Annotated in this window: 22 protein-coding genes; 11 read left to right on the top strand and 11 right to left on the bottom strand. The window is 74.5% G+C overall.

The window, feature by feature from the left end:
* Positions 1–92: 92 nt before the first annotated feature.
* Positions 93–1,130, bottom strand: coding sequence for a DUF3533 domain-containing protein (locus AB0E19_RS13630; protein ID WP_362178051.1), 1,038 nt, complete (start codon positions 1,128–1,130; stop codon positions 93–95).
* A 188-nt stretch (positions 1,131–1,318) separates the two neighbouring features.
* Here AB0E19_RS13630 and AB0E19_RS13625 point away from each other — a divergent pair, with 188 nt between their 5' ends.
* From AB0E19_RS13625 to AB0E19_RS13615, 3 genes are all read left to right on the top strand, one after another.
* Entirely contained in the window at positions 1,319–4,810 is a 3,492-nt protein-coding gene (locus AB0E19_RS13625) for a DNA polymerase III subunit alpha (RefSeq protein WP_362178048.1), read from the top strand.
* Positions 4,807–5,763, top strand: a complete 957-nt coding sequence (locus tag AB0E19_RS13620) for a hypothetical protein (protein WP_362178045.1) — start codon at positions 4,807–4,809, stop codon at positions 5,761–5,763. Before AB0E19_RS13625 ends, AB0E19_RS13620 begins: the two co-directional genes overlap by 4 nt.
* Positions 5,764–5,948: 185 nt before the next feature.
* On the top strand, positions 5,949–6,824 hold the full coding sequence (locus tag AB0E19_RS13615) for an alpha/beta fold hydrolase (protein WP_362178042.1): 876 nt from the start codon (positions 5,949–5,951) through the stop codon (positions 6,822–6,824).
* On the opposite strand, the gene AB0E19_RS13610 is transcribed toward AB0E19_RS13615, so the two are convergent.
* Positions 6,821–7,846 (bottom strand): lytic polysaccharide monooxygenase, encoded by a 1,026-nt coding sequence (locus tag AB0E19_RS13610; protein WP_362178039.1) that lies wholly within the window; start codon positions 7,844–7,846, stop codon positions 6,821–6,823. The genes AB0E19_RS13615 and AB0E19_RS13610 overlap by 4 nt on opposite strands.
* A 336-nt stretch (positions 7,847–8,182) precedes the next feature.
* On the opposite strand from AB0E19_RS13610, the gene AB0E19_RS13605 reads away from it, so the two are divergent.
* The gene (locus AB0E19_RS13605) at positions 8,183–8,338 is read left to right on the top strand and encodes a hypothetical protein (RefSeq protein ID WP_362178036.1); all 156 of its coding nucleotides are present in this window, start codon (positions 8,183–8,185) and stop codon (positions 8,336–8,338) included.
* Positions 8,339–8,383: 45 nt separating this feature from the next.
* Here AB0E19_RS13605 and AB0E19_RS13600 read toward each other — a convergent pair whose 3' ends face one another.
* Positions 8,384–9,052, bottom strand: coding sequence for a response regulator (locus AB0E19_RS13600; protein WP_359524886.1), 669 nt, complete (start codon positions 9,050–9,052; stop codon positions 8,384–8,386).
* 140 nt (positions 9,053–9,192) lie between these two features.
* Between AB0E19_RS13600 and AB0E19_RS13595 the strand changes: the two genes are divergently transcribed.
* From AB0E19_RS13595 to AB0E19_RS13580, 4 genes are all read left to right on the top strand, one after another.
* The gene (locus AB0E19_RS13595; protein ID WP_362178031.1) at positions 9,193–10,176 is read left to right on the top strand and encodes a tripartite tricarboxylate transporter substrate binding protein; all 984 of its coding nucleotides are present in this window, start codon (positions 9,193–9,195) and stop codon (positions 10,174–10,176) included.
* Positions 10,173–10,679, top strand: coding sequence for a tripartite tricarboxylate transporter TctB family protein (locus AB0E19_RS13590; protein WP_362178027.1), 507 nt, complete (start codon positions 10,173–10,175; stop codon positions 10,677–10,679). The genes AB0E19_RS13595 and AB0E19_RS13590 overlap by 4 nt, the downstream gene beginning before the upstream one ends.
* A gap of 3 nt (positions 10,680–10,682) precedes the next feature.
* Positions 10,683–12,221, top strand: a complete 1,539-nt coding sequence (locus tag AB0E19_RS13585) for a tripartite tricarboxylate transporter permease (RefSeq protein ID WP_362178024.1) — start codon at positions 10,683–10,685, stop codon at positions 12,219–12,221.
* 85 nt (positions 12,222–12,306) lie between these two features.
* Positions 12,307–12,756, top strand: coding sequence for a DUF6299 family protein (locus AB0E19_RS13580; protein WP_362178021.1), 450 nt, complete (start codon positions 12,307–12,309; stop codon positions 12,754–12,756).
* Here the strand turns inward: AB0E19_RS13580 and AB0E19_RS13575 are convergent.
* Positions 12,753–13,271 (bottom strand): DUF402 domain-containing protein, encoded by a 519-nt coding sequence (locus AB0E19_RS13575; RefSeq protein ID WP_362178018.1) that lies wholly within the window; start codon positions 13,269–13,271, stop codon positions 12,753–12,755. The two genes, AB0E19_RS13580 and AB0E19_RS13575, sit on opposite strands and share 4 nt — an antisense overlap.
* Positions 13,252–14,172: a GNAT family N-acetyltransferase gene (locus AB0E19_RS13570; RefSeq protein ID WP_362178015.1), complete on the bottom strand. Its 921-nt coding sequence runs from the start codon at positions 14,170–14,172 to the stop codon at positions 13,252–13,254. Before AB0E19_RS13570 ends, AB0E19_RS13575 begins: the two co-directional genes overlap by 20 nt.
* A gap of 73 nt (positions 14,173–14,245) precedes the next feature.
* Between AB0E19_RS13570 and AB0E19_RS13565 the strand changes: the two genes are divergently transcribed.
* Positions 14,246–14,623 (top strand): GntR family transcriptional regulator, encoded by a 378-nt coding sequence (locus AB0E19_RS13565; RefSeq protein ID WP_169092509.1) that lies wholly within the window; start codon positions 14,246–14,248, stop codon positions 14,621–14,623.
* Positions 14,624–14,674: 51 nt separating this feature from the next.
* Here AB0E19_RS13565 and AB0E19_RS13560 read toward each other — a convergent pair whose 3' ends face one another.
* The 4 genes from AB0E19_RS13560 to AB0E19_RS13545 form a co-directional block, all read right to left on the bottom strand.
* On the bottom strand, positions 14,675–15,790 hold the full coding sequence (locus AB0E19_RS13560; protein ID WP_362178011.1) for a DUF5925 domain-containing protein: 1,116 nt from the start codon (positions 15,788–15,790) through the stop codon (positions 14,675–14,677).
* A gap of 71 nt (positions 15,791–15,861) precedes the next feature.
* Complete coding sequence (locus AB0E19_RS13555; protein WP_362178088.1) at positions 15,862–16,626, bottom strand: polysaccharide deacetylase family protein; 765 nt, start codon at positions 16,624–16,626, stop codon at positions 15,862–15,864.
* A gap of 254 nt (positions 16,627–16,880) precedes the next feature.
* Entirely contained in the window at positions 16,881–17,927 is a 1,047-nt protein-coding gene (locus tag AB0E19_RS13550) for a glycosyltransferase family 2 protein (protein WP_362178008.1), read from the bottom strand.
* The gene (locus AB0E19_RS13545) at positions 17,924–18,760 is read right to left on the bottom strand and encodes a glycosyltransferase family 2 protein (RefSeq protein WP_360603610.1); all 837 of its coding nucleotides are present in this window, start codon (positions 18,758–18,760) and stop codon (positions 17,924–17,926) included. The genes AB0E19_RS13550 and AB0E19_RS13545 overlap by 4 nt, the downstream gene beginning before the upstream one ends.
* A gap of 638 nt (positions 18,761–19,398) precedes the next feature.
* On the opposite strand from AB0E19_RS13545, the gene AB0E19_RS13540 reads away from it, so the two are divergent.
* Positions 19,399–20,205: an SGNH/GDSL hydrolase family protein gene (locus tag AB0E19_RS13540; protein WP_362178003.1), complete on the top strand. Its 807-nt coding sequence runs from the start codon at positions 19,399–19,401 to the stop codon at positions 20,203–20,205.
* Here AB0E19_RS13540 and AB0E19_RS13535 read toward each other — a convergent pair.
* Positions 20,189–21,205 carry a protein kinase gene (locus tag AB0E19_RS13535; RefSeq protein ID WP_362178000.1) on the bottom strand — a complete coding sequence of 339 codons (1,017 nt, stop codon included), beginning with the start codon at positions 21,203–21,205 and terminating at the stop codon, positions 20,189–20,191. The two genes, AB0E19_RS13540 and AB0E19_RS13535, sit on opposite strands and share 17 nt — an antisense overlap.
* Positions 21,206–21,502: 297 nt before the next feature.
* Between AB0E19_RS13535 and AB0E19_RS13530 the strand changes: the two genes are divergently transcribed.
* Positions 21,503–21,775, top strand: a complete 273-nt coding sequence (locus AB0E19_RS13530; RefSeq protein ID WP_362177997.1) for a hypothetical protein — start codon at positions 21,503–21,505, stop codon at positions 21,773–21,775.
* Between the two features lie 105 nt (positions 21,776–21,880).
* Here AB0E19_RS13530 and AB0E19_RS13525 read toward each other — a convergent pair whose 3' ends face one another.
* The gene (locus AB0E19_RS13525; RefSeq protein WP_362177994.1) at positions 21,881–23,077 is read right to left on the bottom strand and encodes a CaiB/BaiF CoA-transferase family protein; all 1,197 of its coding nucleotides are present in this window, start codon (positions 23,075–23,077) and stop codon (positions 21,881–21,883) included.
* Between the last annotated feature and the right edge of the window lie 57 nt (positions 23,078–23,134).

Below are 23,134 nucleotides of genomic sequence, written 5' to 3'. Positions count from 1 at the left end.
CTGGTCATGCCCGAAACGGTACGGGGACGGCCCGCGCGACCGGAAATGCCGCGGGTGGCCCGCCGCGGCGGGGGCCTCCTCACGTCTCCGGGTCAGGCCTCGGTCCCGTCCAGCTCGGTGGCGATCGGCTCGCCCTCCGGCTTCCGCTTCAGCGAGGACATCACCAGCGTGACCACGGCGCCGACCACCGCCCAGGCGGAGAGCACCAGCATCGAGGCGGTCATGTCGTTGCCCTTGAAGTACGCGATCGAGCGCGCCGCCCAGGTGCCGGCGCCCGGAGGCAGGGCCGGGCCGATCGCCTTCCAGAACGGCGGCAGCATCGGCGCGGGGAAGGCGCCGCCCGCGCTCGGATTGCCCAGGACGACCACGAGGAGGATCGCCAGGCCGATGCCGACGATCCCGAAGACCGACTGGAGGGCGAGGGTGGCCGCGCCGACCGCGAAGACGACGAGGGTGCCGAGTCCCCACAGGGCGGCGACGGAGCCGGGCAGGGCGCCCAGGATCGGGCCGACGATGACCGCGCCGCCGAGGCCGCCGAGGACCGAGTAGAGCGCGAGGACGCCGAGCCGGATGACCGCCCGCTCGCGGTTGGCCGGCCGGGACCCGGCGCTGATGGCGAGGATCGCGGCGCAGATGTAGCCGCCGACGCACCAGCCGACGACCAGGTAGAAGGCGGAGAGCCCGTCGAAGTCCTGCGGGGAGGCGGGGGCCACGTCGACCGTCCGCACCTCCCGCCGCTGGGCCTCCTCCACCTGCGTGAAGATCTTCTCCAGGGCGGAGGAGAGCACGGTGCCGCCGCCGGAGGCGACGAGCAGGGTGTCGGTGCGGCCGGCCGGGTTCACGATCAGGGCCCCGTCGATCTCCCGGTTCATGATCTTGTCCCGGGCCTCGTCGGCACTGGCGACCGTCCGCGGGTCGAGCGGGTCGCCGGGCAGCTTCTCCAGCTCGCCGACGAGGGTGGCGGAGACCTGCGGGGGCGCGACCACGCCGAAGGGCACGTCGGTCGGCTTCGGGTCGTGCAGGGCCCCGACGTACGAGGTGATGAAGAGGAGCTGGAGGGCGAAGACCCCGACGACGAGCAGGGCGGCTCGGGGGGTGACGGCGCTTTTCAGTTCGTCGACGAGGCTCATGCCCCCCAGGCTGCGGCCGAGGGGGCGTTTCCGCAGGCAGGAGGGGTCCGAACGGCTGACGGGGTGGACCGCGCCGCGCATATCGTACGCACGTTCGAAATGAGCTAGGGTGGTGTGCGGGGGTGGGAACGTCTGTACGAATATCGGCGCGGGAGCGCCGCCGGAGCAGGAAACGCGGGAGGTGCGCCATGACGGGCTTCACCCATCTGCACACCGCCTCGGGATACTCCCTCCGGTACGGCGCCTCCCACCCCGCCGCCCTCGCCGCCCGCGCCGCCGAGCGGGGCCTGGACGCCCTCGCCCTCACCGACCGCGACGGCCTCGGCGGCACGATCCGCTTCGCCAAGGCCTGCGAGGCGCAGGGCATCCGCCCCCTCTTCGGCGTCGACCTCGCGCACGAGTCCCTGGGCGGGTCGGGCGGGGCCGATGGTCCCGGCGGCGGTCCGGGCGGTTCCGGCGGTCCGGGCGGCGCGGGCGGCGGGGCGACCTCGGCCCGCCGGGTGCCCGTGCGCGGCGGCGCCTTCGTCGACGAGTCCGCGCCCCGGGCCGTCTTCCTCGCCCGCTCCCGGACGGGCTGGGCCTCCCTCTGCGCCCTCGTCACCGCCGCCCACGCCCGCGCCCGGGGCGGGCGGCCCGTCCTGCCCGCCTCCGCCGACCCCGGCGAGGGCCTCTTCGTGCTGCTCGGCCCCGACTCCGACGTCGGCCGCGCCCTCGCCGCCGGCCGCCCCGACCGGGCCGCCCGGCTGCTCGCCCCCTGGCGCGAGCGGTACGGCGAGGCGCTCCGCCTCGCCGCCGTCGACCACGGCCGCCCCGGCACCGGCCCCGGCTCGCTGCGGCTCGCCGCCCGGACCCTCGGCTTCGCCGCCGAACAGGGCGTCACGCCCGTCCTCACCAACGCCGTCCGCTACGCCGATCCCGGCCAGGGGCCGGTCGCCGACGTCCTCGACGCCGCCCGCCGGCTCGTCCCCGTCGACCCCCGCAAGGGCCTCGACAGCGGCGAGGCCTGGCTCAAGGACACCGCCGCGATGGCCGCCGCCGCCGACCGGATCGCCCAGGCGGCCGGCTTCCGCGCCGACGCCGCCCGCCGGCTGCTCGACCGGACCGCGGAGACCGCCGCCGCGTGCCTGGTCGACCCCGAGGACGACCTCGGCATGGGCTCCGCCCACTTCCCCGAGCCGCACCTGGTCGGCGCCGCGCACCGTACCGCCCAGCGCGTCCTCGCCTCCCGGGCCGCCGCCGGCATGCTCCTCAAGGGGTACGGGAAGCGGGCCGCCTACTGGGACCGGATGCACCGCGAGCTCGACATCATCGCCCACCACGGCTTCGCCAGCTACTTCCTGACGGTCGCCCAGGTCGTCGACGACGTGAAGGGGATGGGGATCCGGGTGGCCGCCCGCGGCTCCGGCGCCGGCTCCCTCGTCAACCACCTCCTCGGCATCGCCCACGCCGACCCCGTCGAGCACGGCCTGCTCATGGAACGCTTCCTCTCCAAGCGCCGCACCGCCCTGCCCGACATCGACATCGACGTCGAGTCCGCCCGCCGCCTGGAGGTCTACCGGGCGATCATCGACCGCTTCGGCGCCGAGCGGGTCGCCACCGTCTCCATGCCCGAGACCTACCGGGTCCGGCACGCCGTCCGGGACGTCGGCGCCGCCCTCTCCCTCGACCCCGCCGAGACCGACCGGATCGCCAAGGCCTTCCCGCACATCCGCGCCCGGGACGCCCTCGCCGCCCTCGACGAACTCCCCGAACTGCGCGAACTCGCGGGCGAACGCGAGAAGTTCGGTCGCCTCTGGGAGCTGGTCGAGGCCCTCGACGCGCTCCCGCGCGGCATCGCCATGCACCCCTGCGGGGTCCTCCTCTCGGACGCCTCGCTGCTCACCCGCACCCCCGTGATCCCCACCAGCGGGGAAGGGTTCCCGATGTCCCAGTTCGACAAGGAGGACGTGGAGGACCTCGGGCTGCTCAAGCTCGACGTGCTCGGGGTGCGGATGCAGTCCGCGATGGCCCACGCCGTCGCCGAGGTCGGACGCGCCACCGGCACCCGCCCGGACATCGACGCGATCCCGGCCGGCGACCCCGCCACGTACGCCCTGATCCGCTCCACCGAGACCCTCGGCTGCTTCCAGATCGAGTCCCCGGGCCAGCGCGACCTGGTCGGCCGGCTCCAGCCCGAGACCCTCCACGACCTCGTCGTGGACATCTCGCTCTTCCGCCCCGGACCGGTCGCCGCCGACATGGTCCGCCCCTTCATCGAGGCCCGGCACGGCCGCGCCCCCGTCCGCTACCCCCATCCCGACCTGGAGGAACCCCTGAAGGAGACGTACGGCGTCGTCGTCTTCCACGAGCAGATCATCGAGATCGTCCGGATCATGACCGGCTGCGACCGGGCCGAGGCCGACCAGGTGCGGCGCGGGCTCTCCCACCCCGAGGAACAGGGCCGGATCGAGGCGTGGTTCGCCCGGCTGGCGAAGCGCCAGGGGTACGCGGACGAGGTCGTCGCCCGCACCTGGGAGATCGTCGAGGCCTTCGGCTCGTACGGCTTCTGCAAGGCGCACGCGGTGGCCTTCGCCGTGCCCACCTACCAGTCGGCCTGGCTCAAGGCCCACCACCCGGCCGCCTTCTACGCCGGGCTGCTCACCCACGACCCCGGCATGTACCCCAAGCGGCTGCTGCTCGCCGACGCCCGGCGGCGCGGGGTGCCGGTGCTGCCACTGGACGTGAACCGGTCCGCGGTCGGCCATCGTATCGAACTGGTGTCCGATGAGCCTCCGGTGTGGGGGCTCCGGCTCGGCCTCACCGACGTCCACGGCATCAGCGAGGCCGAATCCGCCCGCATCGAGGCCGGGCAGCCCTACGCCTCCCTGCTCGACTTCTGGGAGCGGGCCCGCCCCGGCAGACCCGTCGCCGAACGCCTCGCCCAGGTCGGCGCCCTCGACGCCTTCGGCGCCAACCGCCGCGACCTCCTCCTGCACCTCACCGAACTCCGCCGCACCCAGCGCGGCGCCGCCTCCTACGGCGGACAACTTCCGCTCGCCCAGGGCCGGAAGACCGCGCCCGTCGGCCTGCCGGACCTCGACGAGTCGGAGCGCCTCAGCGCCGAACTCGGCATCCTCGGCATGGACGCCTCCCGCCACCTCATGGGCGACCACCACGCCTTCCTCCGCGAACTCGGCGCCGTCTCCGCCGCCCGCCTGCGCTCCACCCCGCACGGCCGGACCGTCCTCGTCGCGGGCGCCAAGGCCGCCACCCAGACCCCGCCGATCCGCTCCGGCAAGCGCGTCATCTTCACCACCCTCGACGACGGCACCGGCCTCGTCGACCTCGCCTTCTTCGACGACGCCCACGAGCGGTGCGCCCACACCGTCTTCCACTCCTGGCTGCTCCTGGTCAGGGGCGTGGTGCAGCGGCGCGGCCCGCGCAGCGTCAGCGTCGTCGGCGCCGCCGCGTGGAACCTCGCCGAACTGGCCGAACTGCGGGCCGCCGGCGGCCTGGACGCGGTGGGGGAGCGGCTCGCGGAGGAGGCGGCCACCCCCGGGAAGAGCACCGACGACGGCCGTCGCATCCGCATGGAGACCGGCTACGAGATGAACCCCTGGGCCGACCTCAGGCCCGCCGGCGAGGGCGCCGCCACCCCGGCGCGCAAGCTCTGGCACAGCAGCCCCGGGAGTGCCGGATGATCCTCTGCGTACGGTTCGGACCGACGGCGCGGGAGTCGCTCCTGCCCCGACTCGTCGACCTGCTCGGCGAGTTCACCCCCGTCGTGGAGGCGGCCCCGCCCCACGAGGCGCTCGCCGACGTGCGCGGCGCGCTGCGCTACTTCGACCGCGAGCCCGCCGAGCTCGCCGCCCTCATCCGGGTCCGGGCCCTCGCCCTCCACGGCGTCGACTGCGTCATCGGCGCCGGGCCCAACCCGATGCTCGCCCGCATGGCCGCCCGGGAGGCCCGGCCCGGCCGCACCCTGACCGTCGACGACCCGGCGGCCTTCCTGCGCGACCGGCCCGTCGCCGCCCTCGACGGCGTCGGACGCGCCACCGCCCGCACCCTCTGCGGCTACGGACTCGACTCCGTCGGCCGGGTCGCCGACGCCCCGCTCGCCGTCCTCCAGCGGCTCGTCGGCGCCAAGGCCGGCCGCGAGCTGTGGGAGCGGGCCCGGGGCATCGACCGCGCCCCCGTCACGCCCCACGCGGCCGCCCGCTCGCTGGCGGCCGAGCGCTCCTTCCCGTACGACGAACTCGACCGCACCGAACAGCGCCGGGCGCTTCTCTCGCTCACCGAGGAGCTCGGCGCCCGGCTGCGGGCGGAGGCCCAGGTCTGCCGCACCCTCGCGCTCACCGTGCGGTACGCCGACCGCAGCACCACGGCCCGGAGCCGCACCCTGCCCGAACCGACCGCCCACACCGCCGCGCTCACCGCCCTCGCGTACGGCCTCCACGACTCCCTCGGCCTCCAGCGCGCCCGGGTCCGGGGGATCGTGCTGCGCGCCGAGGGGCTCGGGTCCGCCGAACGGGCCGCGCACCAGCTCACCTTCGACCCGGCGGACGAGAAGGCCCGGCGGATCGAGGCGGTGGTGGACCGGGCCCGGGCGAAGTTCGGGCCCCGGGCGATCGTGCCGGGCTCGCTGGCGGCCTGAACGGCCGCCGCGGGGAACGCTCCCGGTGCGGACCGGTGATGACGACACGGCAGTTTTTACCGACGCGTAACTTCCCAGTCGGTAACACCCGTGCGTAACTTGGCTGAAGAGCATCCCCACTTGTGGTCCGGACCGCAGGGCACAGCACCCCCACCAATCCCCTTGAGCCGCAAGGAGATCGCACGATGCTGCCCCGGAACCGCCGGAACCCCCGGAAGCACCTCGCCAGAGTGCTGTCCGTCCTGCTCCTGACGGTCGCCGCCGTCCTCGCCCCCACCGCCGCCCAGGCCGCCGACGCGCCGAGCCGCGGCTGGAACGACTGGTCCTGCAAGCCCTCCGCCGCCCACCCGCGCCCGGTCGTCCTCGTCCACGGCACCCTCGGGAACTCCGTCGACAACTGGCTCGCCCTCGCCCCCTACCTGGTGAACCGCGGCTACTGCGTCTACTCCCTCGACTACGGGCAGCTGCCGAACGTGCCCTTCTTCCACGGCCTCGGCCCCATCGAGAAGTCCGCGGGACAGCTCGACTCCTTCGTCGACCGGGTCCTCGCCGCCACCGGCGCCCCCGAGGCCGACCTCGTCGGCCACTCGCAGGGCGGCATGATGCCCCGCTGGTACCTCAAGTTCCTCGGCGGCGCCGAGAAGGTGAACGCGCTCGTCGGCATCGCCCCCGACAACCACGGCACCACCCTGCTCGGCCTCACCAGGCTCCTGCCGCACTTCCCCGGCGCCGAGGACCTGATCAAGGCCTCCACGCCGGGCCTCGCCGACCAGATCGCCGGCTCCGCCTTCCTCACCAGGCTCAACGAGGGCGGCGACACCGTGCCCGGCGTCCGCTACCACGTCATCGCGACCAAGTACGACCAGGTCGTCACGCCGTACCGCACGCAGTTCCTCGACGGACCGAACGTCACCAACGTCCTCATCCAGGACAAGTGCGCGCTCGACCTCGCCGAGCACGTGGCGATCGGCACGGTGGACCGGGTCACCTTCCACGAGGTCGCCAACGCCCTCGACCCGGCCCACGCCACCCCGACCACCTGCCTGTCGGTGATCGGCTAGACCCGCCGCGTCCGCCGGCCCGCCGCGAACAGCACCGCCGCACCGACCGCCAGCACACCGGCGCCGCCCAGCGCGAGGTACGGCGTGCTGCCGTCCCCGCCGGTCTCGGCCAGCTCCACGGCCTCACCGGCGGGGGCGGGGGCGGGCGGCGCCTGCGTCGTCGCCTTCGGCTCGGGGCCCGTGGACGCGTCGGCGTCCCCGTGCCCGCCGTGCTCGACCGTGGAGTGCTCCCGGCCCTCCTCGATCTGCTCGTCGGAGGGCGCGGAGGCGATCGGCGCGGCGGTGGCGGGCGCGGTGGCGACCGGCGGGGTGGCGACCGGCGCGGAGGCGGACGCGGTGGCCGGCGTCGTCGGAGCCGCGGGCGTCGTCGGAGCCGTACCCCCGCCACCGCTCTCCTGCTCCGCCCCGAACACCACGTCGGAGCAGGTGTAGAACGCCTCGGGGGAGTCGGACCGCTGCCAGATCGAGTAGACGAGGTGACGGCCCGACTTCTCCGGAACCGTTCCCTCGAACACGTAGTCCCCGCCCTGCATGCCCGGGTCGGTCACCGTCAGGAACGGCTCCGCCTCCAGGTCCGCCCAGGCCAGCGGCTTCGACGGGTCGTAGCCGTCCTTCGTCACGTACAGCGCGAACGTGCCCCTGTGCGGCGCCGTCCCCTTGTACCGGAAGGTGTGCTTCCCGGCGGTCAGCTTCGACGCCGGCCAGTCGGCCCGGGCGAGGTCGAGCCCCCGGTACTTCTCGTTGCCCGCGCTGCACAGCTTCCCGTCCGGGATCAGCGCCCGGTGCTGCCCGGCCGCGTTCGCGATGTTCACGCCGTTCCAGTCGTAGAGCGCCTGCGGCCCGCCCGCGGCCACCGCCGCCTTGCACGCCGCCGACGACGGCGACTCCGGACCCTCCGCGTAGCAGGCCGCGACCCGGCTCACCGGATCCGTCATCGAGCCGTGCGCCAAGGCGGGGGCGGCGGCCAGCCCGGACAGCACCAGAGCGGCGGCGGTGGCGGCGAGCGTACGGCGTGAGCTCATGGGGGGACGACTCCTTCGGGAGGGTGAAGTGGGGGTGACCCGCAAACTAGCCCGCCGGAAGAGCGAAAAAGGCCGTGAGAAGCGGGAAGCGCCGATCCTTAGGGCCGCTTTAAGGCGCCGCTAAGCAGCGGCTCAGGCACCCCCGGATCCGGTGATCACGGAAGACGGGAAACCCCCTGACGGCCAAGTCCGCCCGGATCCGCCGGAGTCGGCGGACGGCCGACGGGAGGGGCGGTTCAGGGACGCGGAGCCGGCGCTGCTCGCGGGCGCGGCGGGGACACCGACACCGACGGCGAACCGCGCGGGGAGTGGCAGGGCCGCATCCGGCGGCTGCTCGTGGCCCACCCGGAGGAGGCCGCGACGCTCCGCTCGCTCCTCGACGAGCTCGGGCCGTCCCTCCCCGGCACCCCCGCGGTCACCCGGCACGCCACCGCCTCCGGGCACGCCCGCGTCCACCGGGCGGGCCGCGACCGGCACATCGGCCGCTCGTGACCTCGGTGCGTCACCCGGCGGTCGGCCGCCCGCCCCTCGTGACCCTCACCCCGCCGGCCGGTACCGCCGTTCCGGCCGGCCCGTCCCCCCGTACCGCAGGGTCACCTCGGCGCGGCCCGTGGCCGCGAAGTGCTCCAGGTAGCGGCGGGCGCTGACGCGGGAGAGGGAGCCGGCCTCCGCGCACTCGGTGGCCGAGAGTCCCTCGGGGTGGGCCCGCAGGACGCCCTCCACCAGCTCCGCCGTGTGCGCGGCCAGGCCCTTGGGGAGCTCGCGGGAGCCGCGGGGGCGGGTGCCGAAGATCTGGTCCACGTCCTCCTGCCGCGCCTCGTCCAGGCCGTCGAGGCGGGTGCTGAGCGAGGCCACGTGGCGCAGCTGCTCGTGGAGGGCGGCCTGGTTGAAGGGCTTGATCAGGTAGTGCAGGGCGCCGGCCCGCAGCGCCGCACGGACCATGCCCGCGTCCCTGGCGGCCGTGATGAAGAGCGCGTCCATCGCGAGTCCGGCGCCGCGCAGCTCGCGCAGGACCCCGATGCCGTCCATGTCGGGCAGGAAGATGTCCAGGAGGACCAGGTCGGGGCGGAGCCGGTGGGCGGCGCGCAGCGCCTCCGCGCCGGTGTGCGCGACACCGACGACGGAGAAGCCCGGCACGGCCGACACATAGCGGCTGTGCAGCTTGGCCACCATGAAGTCGTCGTCGACCACCAGCACCTTCGTCACGCCGGACACGGTAGGTCGCGACCACAAGGACCACAACGTCCGTTGGTTGCGGAAGAGCGACAGCTTCCTCACGCGCGGGCAACATGTGGGCACTTCCCCCCACCACACTCGTCCACCCACATCACCGAGAGGCGGCCGCGTTGCGTCTTCGCACCCCCTTCGCCCTGCTCGGGGCGGCGCTGCTGGTGCTCGTGGGGCCGCCGCTGCTCACCCCCGGCAGCGGCCCCGACACCGGCACCGACATCCCCGGCCTGAGGTTCATGGTCCCCAACACCCCCGGCGGCGGCTACGACATCACCGCCCGCACCGCGGCGAAGAACGCCGAGGAGGCCGGGCTCACCGGCGACATCGAGGTCTTCAACCTGCCCGGCGCGGGCGGCACCGTCGGCCTCACCCGGCTCGTCGGCGAGCGCGGCGACGGCCGCGTCGCCATGTCGATGGGGCTCGGCGTCGTCGGCGCCGTCCACACCAACAAGACCCCCAGGACCCTCGCCGACACCACCCCGATCGCCCGGCTCACCGAGGAGCAGGACATCGTCGTGGTGTCCAAGGACTCCCCGTACCGGACCATCCAGGACCTGCTCGCCGCCTGGAGGAAGGACCCCGGGAAACTGCCCGTCGGCGGCGGGTCCTCGCCCGGCGGGCCCGACCACCTCGCGCCGATGCTGATGGCCCAGGCCGCCGGCATCCCGCCGAAGGAGGTCAACTACATCCCCTTCGACGGCGGCGGCGAGCTCCTCGCCTCCATCCTCGGCTCCAAGGTCGCCTTCGGCGTCTCCGGCGTCGGCGAGTACCTCGACCAGATCAAGGCCGGCGAGCTGCGCCTGCTCGCCGTCACCGGCGCCGAGCGGGTCCCCGGCCTGGACGCCCCCACCCTCCGCGAGGCCGGACTCGACACCGAGTTCACCAACTGGCGCGGCATCGTCGCCCCGCCCGGCCTCACCGACGCCGAGCGCGAGCGGCTCGTCACCCTCGTCACCGAGCTGCACGACTCCCCGCAGTGGCGCGCGTCGCTGAAGACGCACGGCTGGACCGACGCCTTCCTGCCCGGCGAGGAGTTCGGCGCCTTCCTCACCGAACAGAACGACCGCGTCGACACGGTGCTGAAGGAGCTGGGACTGTGACCACCCCCGGGAAGTCCTGGCTGCGCGACCGCTCCGAGCTCGGTGTCAGCGCCCTGCTGCTGGTCCTCGGCGTCCTCGTCCTCACCGACGCCCTCACCCTCGACGTCGACGTCTCCGCCCGCGGCCCCGTCGGCCCCGCCACCGTCCCCCTGCTCGTCGGCTGCGGCCTGCTCGCCGTCGCCGTCCTCCTCGCCGTCGACGTGCTCCACGGCGGCCGCGGCGAGGCCGAGGGCGGCGAGGACGTCGACCTCGACGCCCCCGCCGACTGGCGCACCGTGCTGCTCCTCGTCGGCGTCTTCCTCGGCTTCGCCGTCCTCATCGGCCCGCTCGGCTTCCCGGTCTCCGGCGCCCTCCTCTTCTGGGGCGCGGCCTACGCCCTCGGCAGCCGCCACCCCGCCCGAGACCCGCTGATCGCGGCCGTCCTCTCCCTTCTCACCTACGGCGTCTTCGACCGGCTGCTGGGCGTCCCGCTGCCCGGCGGCCCGCTGATGGGAGTGCTCTGACCCATGGATTCCCTGACCTCCCTGATGGACGGCTTCGCCACCGCCCTCACCCCGGTCAACCTGCTGTGGGCCGCCGTCGGCGTGCTCCTCGGCACCGCGATCGGCGTCCTGCCCGGCATCGGCCCCGCGATGGCCGTCGCCCTGCTGCTTCCGGTGACGTACGGCCTGGAACCGACCGGCGCGTTCATCATGTTCGCCGGCATCTACTACGGCGCCATGTTCGGCGGCTCCACCACCTCGATCCTGCTGAACACCCCCGGCGAGAGCGCCGCCGTCGTCGCCGCGATGGAGGGCCATCCGATGGCCAAGGCGGGGCGGGGCGCGCAGGCGCTCGCCGCCGCCGCGATCGGCCACTTCGCCGGCGGCATGATCGGCACGGTGCTGCTCGTCGTCCTCGCCCCCACCGTCGCGGCCCTCGCCGTCGACATCGGCGCCCCCGACTACTTCGCGCTGATGGTCCTCGCCTTCATCGCGGTCACCTCGGTCCTCGGCTCCTCCCGGATCCGCGGCGTCGCCTCCCTGCTCATCGGCCTCACCCTCGGCCTCGTCGGCCTCGACCAGCTCACCGGCCAGCAGCGGCTCACCTTCGGCTCGCTCCAGCTCGCCGACGGCATCGACGTCGTCATCGTCGCGGTCGGCCTCTTCGCCATCGGCGAGGCCCTGTGGGTCGCCGCCCACCTGCGCCGCACCGCGGGCCGGCCCGTCCCCGTCGGCCGCCCCTGGCTGGGCCGCGAGGACCTGCGGCGCACCTGGAAGCCGTGGCTGCGCGGCCCGTTCCTCGGCTTCCCGTTCGGCGCGATCCCGGCGGGCGGCGCGGAGATCCCGACCTTCCTGTCGTACGTGACGGAGAAGCGGCTCTCGCAGCACAAGGAGGAGTTCGGCCGGGGCGCCATCGAGGGGGTCGCCGGTCCCGAATCGGCCGCCTCGGCCTCCGCCGCAGGCACCCTCGTCTCCATGCTGACGCTCGGCCTGCCGACGACCGCCGTCGCCGCGGTGATGCTCGCCGCCTTCCAGCAGTACGGCATCCAGCCGGGCCCGCTGCTCTTCGAGCGGGAGCCCGAACTGGTGTGGGGCCTGATCGCCTCGCTCTTCGTCGGCATGGTGCTGCTGCTCGCGCTCAACCTGCCGCTCGCGCCCGTCTGGGCGAAACTGCTGCGCATCCCGCGCCCGTACCTGTACGCCGGCATCCTGTTCTTCGCCGCCGTCGGGGCGTACGCGGTCGGCGGCGAGGCCCTCGACCTGGTCGTGCTGCTGGTCGTCGGCCTCCTCGGCCTCGGCATGCGCCGGTACGGCCTGCCGGTGCTGCCGGCGGTCATCGGCGTCATCCTCGGCCCGGCCGCCGAGCAGCAGCTGCGCCGCGCGCTCCAGATCAGCGACGGCTCGGTCACCGGCCTGGTGAACACCCCGTTCGCGGTGACCGTCTACGCGGTCGTGCTGCTCCTGCTGGTGTGGCAGCCGCTGCGGAAGGTGCTGGCCCGCCGGCGCACCGAGGCCCGGGCCGCGGAGTCGTACGACGATATAGAAGGCCCAACGCGCCGATGAAGGAGTGAGTTTCGGACAAGGTGCGGCCGGATCCGGTATCCCTGGCGGGCGAAAGTCTCCCCCCACCCCGAAGGGACACCCCCCCATGCGCGTCCGACTCGCCCTCGCCGCCACCGCGCTCCTCGCCGCGGCCGCCGCCCCCCTCGCCCACGCGGGAGGGGCGGACGGCTCGGCCGTCGACCCGGCCGCCCGCCTCGCCGACTTCCTCACCGTCGACCCGGCCGGCCTCCTCGGCGCCGACGGCACCGTCACCCTCTCCGGCACCTACCGCTGCCTCGACGACAGCGCCGGACCGGTCTTCGTCAGCTCCACCCTCCGCCAGCAGGACCGTTCCGCCGGGATCGGCGGCACCCGGGCCGTCTGCGACGGGCTGCTGCGCACCTGGACCAACACCGCGGTGGTGAAGGACCCCGCCTACCAGCCAGGCGAGGCCCGCGTCGAAGGCACCCTCGTGCAGCTCACCCCGACCGGCGAACTCGGCCTGCCCACCCCCGGCTTCCTCGCCAGGGAGGAGTCGGGGGTGACGCTCAACTAGGCCGTCTCTTCCGGATCGTGCCGGGCTCGCGGCGTAGCCGCGAGCAGCTCCACCAGGCCCCGGCGGCCCAGCCGTTCCAGCTCGTCGAGGGCGGCCACGGCCCGCTCGGCCGCCTCCGGATCGGAGACGGCGAGCCCGCTCGCCGCGAACTCGTCCTCGTCGAGCCGGAGCACCTCGCTGCCGTCCGCCGACACCCACAGGTCCAGATCCAGGTCCTCGACCGTCACCCCGGCCGCCCCGAACCCGGCCGGCCGGGTGATGTCGCAGTACCAGCCCTTGAGCGTGCCCTCCGCCGACCACACCTCCTTGACCGTGTACCAGCGGTCGGCCCAGTAGTGCTCGACGAAGACGTCACCCGGTTCGAAGCGCACGAAGCCGAAGTCCCGCACCCCCGGCGCCGCCCACGGGGCCCGCACCGACAGCCGGTCCGCCGACTCCGTCACCACCTCGGCCGGGTAGCGGATCTTCAGCCGCCCCGCCTTCCACAGCGCCACCTCAACCGAGCGCCCTGACATAGCGCACCTCCGTCGCCCCGATCTCGTACCCGAACCACTCGTTGATCGCCAGCATCGGGGCGTTCCCCGCGTCGTTCCCGGTGAACGCCTCCACGCAGCCGGCCGCCCGCGCCCGGTGCAGCGACGCGTTCTTCGCGAGCTTGGCGAGCCCGCGCCCCCGGAAGGCCGGCGCCGTGCCCGTCATCCCCGTCGCGTACCGGCCGAGGCCGTCGGTCCGCGCCGCGCTGAACGCGGCCGGCACCCCGTCCACCACCGCCACCATCGTCAGCGCCCGGTCGAACAGGGGGTGGTTCCAGGTGGTCTCCCGCCAGTGCGCGTAGTCGTCCAGCTCCGCCCCCACGTCCCCCGGCTCGTCGGCGGTGGTCACCGCGTCCAGCTCGAAGAGCGGCCGCGGGTCGGCCGCGAACTCCGCGGCCGTCCGCAGCTCGACACCGGCCGGCGGCGCCTGGAGCGGCGGCAGCCCCGCCGTCAGGTCGAGCCGCAGGAAGTGCGCGGACCGGCTCGCGGTGTAGCCCCGCCGCTCGGCGTAGACGCGGTTCGACGGCTCGTCCATGGCCCAGCCGTACAGCACCGTCGCGCCCCGCTCGGCCAGGTACTCCTCGGCCGTGCGCACGAGCAGCGTCCCCGCGCCGAGCCCCTGGCGGTCCGGGTGCACGTACACGTTGAGGTAGCCGACCCCGGGTCTCGGGGCGTCGTGGGCGATGCCCACCTGGGCCGTCCCGATCACCTCCCCGTCCTCCGTCACGGCGACGAGCGGCCGGGAGTGGGCCTCGGGATGGGCGTGCGCCCAGTCGAACGCCACCTGCTCGGCGGTGGCCAGCATGAAGGGGACGGCCGCGCGCCGGACGCGGGCGAAGCCCTCGGCGTCCTCGGGCCGTACGTCACGGACGATGACAGTCATGGGGCCGCACGCTACGGCCGGGGCCGCGCCGCCGCCTCCCATTTTCCGGCGGGGTGGGGGCAGAATCGGGTGGGTGACACTGACACTCGCCGTGGACCACCAGTCCACCACCGCCCCCTACGAACAGCTGCGCGCCCAGATCTCGGAGCGCGCCCGGTCGGGCGGACTCCCGGTCGGCTACAAGCTGCCGACGGTCCGGGGACTCGCGGAGCAGCTGGGGCTCGCCGCGAACACGGTCGCCAAGGCGTACAAGGCGCTGGAGTCCGACGGGGTCATCGAGACCCGGGGCCGGCACGGCACCTTCGTCGCGGCGGCCGGCGACGCCGCCAGCCGCCGGGCCGCCTCCGCCGCCGCGCAGTACGCCGAGGAGGCCTACCGCCTGGGGCTCACCCGCGACGAGGCCGAGGCCGCCGTACGGGACGCGCTGCGGGCCGCGTACGACTCCGAGTGACGGACGGGCGGTCCGCCGGGGCCGGGGGTCCGGCCCCGGCGGACCACTCCCTCACAGATAGAGACCCGGAGCGGGGGAGCGCTGCTCCGGCAGCTCGGTGGGGGAGGTCCCGCGCCGCAGCGCGAACAGCTCCGCCAGCGTGGCGCCCTCGACCGGCACGCCCTCGTCGCGCCCCAGCCACGCCGCCGACTCGGCCCGGGTGAGCGGTCCGACCTCGATCCGGGCCAGGCAGCGGCCGGGGCGCACGATCGCCGGGTGCAGCCGCTCCAGGTCCTCGTTGGTGGTCAGCCCCACCAGGACCTTGCGGCCCTGGCCGAGCAGACCGTCCGTCAGGTTGAGCAGCCGGGAGAGCGCCTGGCCGGTGGCCTCCTTCGCGCCGCCGCGGATCAGCTCGTCGCAGTCCTCCAGGAGCAGCAGCCGCCACCGCTCCTTCTCCGTGCCGTCACCCTCCTCGCCGATCGCGATGTCCATCAGGTAGCCGATGTCGTTGAAGAGCCGCTCGGGGTCGAGCACGCAGTCCACCTGGCACCAGTCCTGCCAGGACCGGGCGAGGGTGCGCAGCGCGGAGGTCTTGCCGGTGCCGGGCGGGCCGTGCAGCAGCAGGAGCCGGCCGGTGACGTCGTCCGGGGTGAGCTTCATCAGCCGGTCCATCGCCTCGGCCACCGGCGCCGTGTAGTTGGGCCGGGCGTCGTCCCAGGTGTCGGCGCTGATCCGGCGGGTCATCCGGCGCGGGCCGCGCTGCGGCGCCAGGTACCAGAAGCCCATGGTGACGTCCTCGGGCTCGGGCTCCGGCTCGTCCTTGGCGCCCTCGGTGGCCTCGGCGAGGATCCGCGCCGCCAGCTCGGGGTCGGTCGCCGTCACGGTGACGTCGGCGCGGTGCTTCCAGCGGGAGGAGAGGAGGGTCCACCCCTCGCCCTCCGCCAGCACCGAGCTGCGGTCCTCGTCCTTGGCGCCCCACAGCACCCGGGCACCGGGCGGCAGCAGGCTCGCGTCGGGCTTCGCCCGGTCCAGGGTGAGGCCGTGGGAGTGCGGCTGCTCCCCGGTGGTGAACCGGTCGAGGAAGAGCGCGTCCATGACGTCGCTCGGCGAGTCGCTGTCGTCGAGGTTGACCACGACCGGCAGCGGCGCCTTGTGCGGCCCGGACGGAACGGCGGGGGTGTCTGGCATGCCGCCATGATCCGCCAACCGCCCGGGCGGCGCACCGGGTTTTGCCGGGGCCCGGACCCGGTGCCCGCGCGTCAGATCCAGTGCCCGCGCAGCGCGCCGCGGGCCCTGCGGGCGAGCGCGTACCCCTTCGTCAGCGCCCGGTCGGCGGCGAAGTTCCGCCCCACGGCCCGCCCTTCGACGAGGCGGGTGAACTCCTCGACGGTGGTGGAGCGGCGCACGGTCACCCGTTCCAGGGCGTACGGCCCCTGGCGGCGGCGCGCCAGCGCGTTCCCGACCGCGAGGGCCTGGGCGAAGCCGGCCTCCCGGACGGCGGCCCGCACCCGGCGGCTGGAGTAGCCGTACGGGTAGGCGAAGGAGTCCGGCGCGGTGCCGAGCTCCTCGCCGACGAGCTCCCGGCAGCGCAGCGCCTCGAACCGCAGCCGCCGCGCGTCGAGCTGGTCCAGCTGCGGGTGGCTGTGGCTGTGCCCGCCGATCTCGGTCCCGGCGGCGGCCAGTTCGCGCACCTGCGCCCAGGAGAGCATGGTGTCGAGGGCGCCGCCGGTGGAGTGCCGGCCGGGCAGCCAGCCGCTGGTGACGAAGACGGTGCCCGGGAAGGAGTGCTTCGCCAGCACCGGCAGGGCGTACCGGTGCACGCCCTCGTACCCGTCGTCGAAGGTGACGAGCACCGGCCGGGGCGGCAGCCGTAGGCCGCTCCGCCAGGCGGCCGCGAGCGCGGCCGTGGTCACGGGCGTGAAGCCGCGCCCGGCCACCACGTCCATCTGCGCGGCGAAGGCCTCGGGCGTCACCGAGAGCCCCAGCGTCGCGGGCGCCGGATCCGGCGCGACGGCGTGGTACATGAGGATGGGCACGGGCTCGGGAGCGGCCTCGGGCCCGACCTCGGGCAGGAGGCCGTGCCCGCGCCCGGCCGTGATCCCGGCGAGAGCCCCGGACCACGCCGCCCGATGCCAGGGCTCGGCCCCGCGAGCGGGCTCGGCTTCGTGTCCGGGCTCGGCTTCGCGTACGGGCTCCGCCCCGTGTCCGGGCTCCGCCCCGGCGGGGGGTTCGTTCCGGTCCGGCCCCGCGGGGCCCGGCAGCCCCTCCCGGCCCGCGCTCACGCGGCCGCCTCCTTCGGTTCCGGGGTGCCGGTCCGGCGGGGTGCGTCCTCCGGGGTGATCGGGCCCCACGAGAAGGTGGGGGAGCCGCCGCGGCGGGCGCGGAGGGTGCCGAGGGCGTAGCCGCCGGCGGCGAGCGCCACGCCCGTGACGATGGCGCCGGCCCGGCCCGCGCCGCCGGCCCGGCCGAGGAGGGTGTCGCGCATCCCGCGCAGCACCCCGGCGGGCAGCACCCGGCTGGTGTAGCGCCGCTCGGACTCCAGGCCCTTGCCCGCGCCGACGCTCTGGGCGACGAGGGCCTTCGACAGGCCCTCCGCGTAGACCCGGGTGCGGAAGTAGGCGAAGCGCTCGCGGGCGGCCGGCACCTTGTGGTGGATGACCGCGCGGTCGTCGATGAGCAGGACCGCGCCCGGCACCGCGCCGGCCAGCCGGATGCAGAGCTCGGTCTCCTCGCAGCCGAGCGGGCGCCGGTCGCCGTCCCGGCCGATGCCGGTGGCGAAGCCGCCCGCCGCGTCGAAGGCGGTGCGCCGGAAGGAGGCGTTGCCGCCGAGGACGTTGCGGACCCGCACCCGGCCCGGGGGCAGCCCCCGGTACGTGCAGCCGACGACCCAGTCGAACTCCTCGGGGAACCAGACGGGCCGGCGGCCGGAGGCCCAGACGGGCAGCGTCCGCCCGCCGACGGCGACGACCTCCGGGTCCTCGTAGCCGGCCGCGAAGTGGTGGAGCCAGTCGCGCTCCGCCACCGCGTCGTCGTCGAGGAAGGCGACGAACTCGCCGCGGGCGGCGGCGATCCCGGTGTTGCGGCCGGAGGAGAGGCCGCGGGGACCCGCGTTGGCGAGCACCCGCACCTCCTCGCGGTCGTCCGCGTACTCCTCGGTCAGCCGGTGGAGCAGCCGCTCGTTGTGGTCGACGACGAGCAGCGTCTCCAGCGGCGGCAGCGACTGTTTCCGGACGGAGTCGACGGCGGCGAGGATGTCCCCCCACCGCTCCTCCGTGTAGGCGCAGATCACCACCGAGAAGCGGGGCGGGGCCGTGCGGTCGCTCAAGAGACCTCTCCCCGGGGGACGTTGACCGAGAACGCGGCGGGGCGGCGGAGCGCCCGGGCGGCCCGGGGGACGCGCTTCTCCTTGAGGATCACCTTGAGGACGCGGAGGCCGTCGCGCACCGCGTTGAGGTTGCTGACGCCGTGGATCCGCAGGTACTCGTGGCTCGGGACCTCCTGGACCTTCAGGCCGGCCTTGACGACCCGGATGTTGATGAGGGTCTCGATCTCGAAGCCGGTGCAGTCGAGGGTGATCTTGTCGAGGCAGTGCTTCCAGAAGGCGTTGTAGCCGTAGCAGAGGTCGGTGTAGCGGGCGCCGAACTTGCGGTTGACGAGGGAGCAGAGCGCCCAGTTGCCGAGCCGGCGGATGCCGGTCATGTCGTCGGTGCCGCCGCCGTTGGCGAAGCGCGAGCCCTTGGCGAAGTCGGCGCCGCCGACGAGGGCGGAGACGTAGGAGACGATCTCCTGTCCGTCGGCCGAGCCGTCGGCGTCGACCATGACGATGATGTCGCCGGTGCAGGCGGCGAAGCCGCTGATCAGGGCGTCGCCCTTGCCCTTTCCGACCTGCTTGACGACCTTGACGCCGGGCCAGAGTTCCTTGGCGACCTCGACGGTGTCGTCCGTCGAATTTCCGTCGACGAGGACGACTTCGTGAATCCATTCCGGCAGCGTCTTGAACACGTACGGAAGATTTTCCGCCTCATTCATCGCGGGAATGACGACACTTACTGGCGGAGTGATCGCCAGATGGGACGTGATGGCCCGGTACTGGGCCGCTATTCGACTCGGCTCGGTGAATTCTCGGCCCGTGGCGGCCGGGCGCAGGAACGAGCTCATTGGGTCGGTCTCCCTCTCGTCCGGTGGGCGGCCCAACCCCTGGGCGGCCCGGTCGTGTGTCCGGTGCGAAAGGGGGGTTCTCGCCATCCCCGCACGGAAGCGATCTCCTTGCGAGACCCGCGAGTTGGCATGACTGGCCGCGCGGTACCCGCGACTCGGCGCATACGGACACACCGAGCACGGCACCCCCCTACCGCGCCCCGCTCCGGGACCCCTCGACTGGTCGGCGTCTCCCCTAGAGCCGCTGTGCCGATGGACCGATGCGGGTGAGATGTACGACGGTATTGATGAATGGGACTGTATGGCAAGTCCCGCTGGTGCGGCCCGGTTTCTGACACTTTGGCGAGCGATTGACGCTCGTAGGCGCTCTCTTGGCGATCGGATTCGATCAATCCGTTTTCGTGGTGGGGGCGGTGGGGTTCCGCCGTGTTCCTGTGCGGGCGTGGACGCCTGGGTCGTGATCCCGTTCGACCGCGCGCACGGAAGCGGATCCTACGGTTCCTCAGGTGGCCGGAAATCGACGGCTCCTGAGAGATGTTCACTCACTCTCCAGGGTCAGTTTTGACATGAACACTTCCGGAAAACCGGATCCGATGCTACTTCCTGGTAGCGCAGAGATCCTGCTACAGGGAGGTTCCATGAAACTGTCGCGATTCGCGGCCTTCGCGTCCTCGCTCCTGCTCGGTTCCGTCCTCGCCCTGACCGGGGCGGGAGCCGCGCACGCCGCCGAGTCCGCCGCCGTCGACTACGTGGCCCTCGGCGACTCGTACTCCTCCGGCGTCGGCGCCGGCAGCTACGACAGCGCCAGCGGCGACTGCAAGCGCTCCACCAAGGCCTACCCGCGCCTCTGGGCCAACGCCAACGCCCCCTCGTCCTTCGCCTTCACCGCCTGCTCCGGCGCCGTCACCACCGACGTCACCACCAAGCAGCTCGGCCCGCTCACCTCCGCCACCGACCTCGTCTCGCTCACCGTCGGCGGCAACGACGCCGGCTTCGCCGACGTCATGACGACCTGTGTGCTCCAGTCGGAGTCCACCTGCGTCAACCGGGTGAACCAGGCGAAGGCCTACGTCGACTCGACGCTCCCCGCCCGCCTCGACTCCGTGTACAACGCCATTCGCGCCAAGGCCCCGGCCGCCCGGGTCGTCGTCCTCGGCTACCCGCGCTTCTACCAGCTGGGCGGCAGCTGCATCGCCGGCCTCAGCGAGACCGAGCGCGCGGCCATCAACGGCGCCTCCGACCACCTCAACGCGGCCCTCGCCAAGCGCGCCGCCGACCACGGCTTCGCCTTCGCCAGCGTCGTCCCGGCCTTCACCGGCCACGAGATCTGCTCCGGCTCGGCCTGGCTGCACAGCGTCAACTGGCTCAACATCGGCGAGTCCTACCACCCCACGGCCAGCGGTCAGTCGGGCGGCTACCTGCCGAGCTTCAGGAGCGCGGCGTAGCGGCGGGTCCCCCCACCTCCGCACCCGTACCCGCGGCGCCGGGAACGGCAGGAGCGGTGCTCGAAGCCCCGCCCCCGCCCGGACCGGCGCCCGGATCCTCGTCCCTGACGGCCTGCCAGACCAGCGCCCCCAGGATCACGAGCAGCCCCACGACACCGGCGGCGACGACCGCGCCCCGCCGGGGCCCCCGCCGCCCCGCGGCGCCCGCGCGCTCCCCGGTACGCGCCCCGCGCACTCCACCCGGTCCCTCGTGCTCCCGGTCCTCCTGCCGCCCCGGCCCGCGCTCCGGAGCGCGCCCCTCGGCCGCCACCTCGCCCCGCGGCCGCTCCCCGGCCCCGGCGATCCGCTCCAGTTCCCGTACGGCCCCGGCCCGCACGCCCGCGTCCCGGTCGGCCAGGTCTGCCACCACCGGCGCCAGCGGCCCCGAACGGGGATCGGCGACCATCGCGCCCAGCAGTGCGGCCAGCGACCGCGCGTCCTCCTCGGGACCCGGCGGCGGCGCGTCCGGCGCGCCGCCCGGCGCCGAGGTCCCGGTCGCCACGCCCGTCACCACCACCCGTCCGTCGTTGGCGAGCAGCACCCGGTCCGGGCCGAGTTCGCGATAGGGGACGCCGGCCGACCGTGCCGCCCGCAGCGCCGCGAGCACCCCGAGCGCGACCCGCGCCGCCTCCCGGTCCGGCAGCGGTCCGTCCGCCTCCAGGGTCTCCGCCAGCGTCAGCCCGCGGACCAGCTCCATCACGATCCACGGCCGGCCGCGCTCCACGACCACGTCGTACACCTCGGCCACGCCCGGGTCCGCGATCGACCCCGCGGCCCGCGCCTCGCGCTCCACCCGCGCGTACAGCGCCGGCTCCGCGCCCTCCGGGGTCCCCGGCGGGGCGTGCACCTCCTTGACGGCCACCTCGCGGCCGAGCGCCTCGTCCCGGGCGCGCCAGACGATTCCCGCCGCGCCCTCCGCGAGGGCGTCGAGCAGCCGGTAACGGCCCGCGATCAGCGTCATGGACCCACGGTAGCCGCGCCCCCGCCGGGTGGCGACCCACTCGGACGGACCTCGGTGGCGTAGATCACACCGGACGGCGGGGCCGCAGGCGGAGGGGAGGGGGGCAGGATGGTTCATGACGGTTCGGCAGGTGTTCGAACGCTGTCCAACTCGCCCTGGAATCAGATGGATTCGGAGAGTGAGCGTCAACCCCCGTACGAGTGTGGTGAATCCCGTCGGCGGGATACACGCGTGTCACTGTGGGGCGATAGGGTTAACCTGCCCGGGCCGGGTGCCCTCGTACGGGTGGGGAGTGACATGGAACAGATAACGATGCGCAGCAGGCCGCGTGTGCCTGCCATCACCTGCGGGAGCAGTGCGACCAGTTCGCGCCTCGACCGCCATCTCGCGGTGCTCGGCGGTCCCGCCGTGCCCCAGCGCGAGGTGGCGGAGGCGACGCTGCTCATGCGCGAACTGACGTCGCGTCGGCACGAGACGCCGGCCCAGAGCCCGCACGGCGGCCGCGCGCGCGTCTCGCTCTTCGCCCCGCTCCGCCGCCTCCGCCGCACCCTCTTCGGCGCCCGCCACTAGGGCCTGCCCGCCACCCGTACCCACCCGCACGCCGAGAGCGCCGGACGCGTCCCCGCCCGTCCGGCGCTCCGTCGTGCCCCCGGGGGGCACGAGCCGCGGGCGCCGTCAGGCGATCACGCCGGAGGCCCGCAGCTCCGCCAGCTCCGCCGTCGCCACGCCCAGGGCGGCCAGGACCGTGTCCGTGTGCTCGCCGAGGGCCGGGACCCGGCCCATCGGCGCCTCGGGGGCGTCGGGGAAGACGACCGGCGGCAGCAGGGACCGCAGCGGGCCCACGGGGGAGTCCACCGGGCGCCAGCGGTCGCGCGCGGCCGGCTGGGGGTGCCGCACCAGCTCCGCCACCGAGTTGAGCCGCGCGCAGGCGATGCCGGCCGCGTCCAGGCGGCGTACCGCCTCCTCGGCCGGCAGCGCGCCGAGCGCCGCCGCGACGGCCGCGTCGGTCGCCGCCCGGCCCGCGACCCGCGCCGCGTTCGTCGCGAACGCCGGGTCGTCGGCGAGCTCCGGCCGTTCGAGGACCCGTTCGGCGAGCCGCCGCCACTCCCGGTCGTTCTGCACCGAGAGCAGCACCTGGGACCCGTCCGCCGTCGGATAGGCGTCGTAGGGGGCGATCACCGCATGCGCGAGCCCCGTGCGCGCCGGGGCCTCGCCTCCGTGCGCCCCGTGGTGCAGGGGGTGGCCCATCCACTCGGCGAGCGCGTCGAACAGCGAGACCTCCACGGGCCCGCCCCGGCCCGTCGTCCCGCGCCGCACCAGGGCGGCGAGGACGCCCGTGTACGCGTACATCCCGGCCGCGATGTCGGCGGCCGGGATGCCGGACTTGACGGGCTGCTCCGGGGTGCCGGTGACCGAGACGAGGCCGGTCTCGCACTGCACGAGCATGTCGTACGCCCTCCGGTGCGCGTACGGGCCGTCGGGGCCGTACCCGGAGACGTCCACGGCGATCAGCCGGGGGTGCGCGGCGCAGAGCGTGGCAGCGTCGAGGCCGAGCCGGGCCGCCGCCCCGTGCGCGAGGTTCTGCACGAAGACGTCGGCGTCCGCCACGAGCCGCCCCACCAGCTCCCGGCCGCGCGGGTCCTTCAGGTCGACGGCGACCGACTCCTTGCCGCGGTTGCACCAGACGAAGTGCGAGGCCAGTCCCCGGGCCGCGGTGTCGTAGCCGCGGGCGAAGTCGCCGCCGTCGGGGCGCTCGACCTTGACGACCCGGGCGCCGAGGTCGCCCAGCTGGCGGGTGGCGAAGGGCGCGGCGACGGCCTGTTCGACGGAGACGACGGTGATCCCGTCCAGGGGGAGTGGCTGAGTGCTCATGCCCGCCTGCCTACCGCGCCCGGGCGGCCGCTGTCACCGGGATCTGGGTCACGCCGC

The organism is Streptomyces sp. NPDC047974 (assembly GCF_040653375.1).
In the GTDB taxonomy this organism is placed as follows: Bacteria; Actinomycetota; Actinomycetes; order Streptomycetales; family Streptomycetaceae; genus Streptomyces.
Note: the sequence above shows the minus strand (reverse complement) of the source record. Positions and strands in the feature narration are given on the sequence as shown.

Bases quoted from the DNA above. Each gene is read 5' to 3' on its own strand.
- AB0E19_RS13630 (WP_362178051.1), bottom strand. From the start codon at position 1,130: ATGAGCCTCGTCGACGAACTGAAAAGCGCCGTCACCCCCCGAGCCGCC.
- AB0E19_RS13625 (WP_362178048.1), top strand. From the start codon at position 1,319: ATGACGGGCTTCACCCATCTGCACACCGCCTCGGGATACTCCCTCCGG.
- AB0E19_RS13620 (WP_362178045.1), top strand. From the start codon at position 4,807: ATGATCCTCTGCGTACGGTTCGGACCGACGGCGCGGGAGTCGCTCCTG.
- AB0E19_RS13615 (WP_362178042.1), top strand. From the start codon at position 5,949: ATGCTGCCCCGGAACCGCCGGAACCCCCGGAAGCACCTCGCCAGAGTG.
- AB0E19_RS13610 (WP_362178039.1), bottom strand. From the start codon at position 7,846: ATGAGCTCACGCCGTACGCTCGCCGCCACCGCCGCCGCTCTGGTGCTG.
- AB0E19_RS13585 (WP_362178024.1), top strand. From the start codon at position 10,683: ATGGATTCCCTGACCTCCCTGATGGACGGCTTCGCCACCGCCCTCACC.
- AB0E19_RS13580 (WP_362178021.1), top strand. From the start codon at position 12,307: ATGCGCGTCCGACTCGCCCTCGCCGCCACCGCGCTCCTCGCCGCGGCC.
- AB0E19_RS13575 (WP_362178018.1), bottom strand. From the start codon at position 13,271: ATGTCAGGGCGCTCGGTTGAGGTGGCGCTGTGGAAGGCGGGGCGGCTG.
- AB0E19_RS13570 (WP_362178015.1), bottom strand. From the start codon at position 14,172: ATGACTGTCATCGTCCGTGACGTACGGCCCGAGGACGCCGAGGGCTTC.
- AB0E19_RS13560 (WP_362178011.1), bottom strand. From the start codon at position 15,790: ATGCCAGACACCCCCGCCGTTCCGTCCGGGCCGCACAAGGCGCCGCTG.
- AB0E19_RS13555 (WP_362178088.1), bottom strand. From the start codon at position 16,626: ATGTACCACGCCGTCGCGCCGGATCCGGCGCCCGCGACGCTGGGGCTC.
- AB0E19_RS13545 (WP_360603610.1), bottom strand. From the start codon at position 18,760: ATGAGCTCGTTCCTGCGCCCGGCCGCCACGGGCCGAGAATTCACCGAG.
- AB0E19_RS13540 (WP_362178003.1), top strand. From the start codon at position 19,399: ATGAAACTGTCGCGATTCGCGGCCTTCGCGTCCTCGCTCCTGCTCGGT.
- AB0E19_RS13535 (WP_362178000.1), bottom strand. From the start codon at position 21,205: ATGACGCTGATCGCGGGCCGTTACCGGCTGCTCGACGCCCTCGCGGAG.
- AB0E19_RS13530 (WP_362177997.1), top strand. From the start codon at position 21,503: ATGGAACAGATAACGATGCGCAGCAGGCCGCGTGTGCCTGCCATCACC.
- AB0E19_RS13525 (WP_362177994.1), bottom strand. From the start codon at position 23,077: ATGAGCACTCAGCCACTCCCCCTGGACGGGATCACCGTCGTCTCCGTC.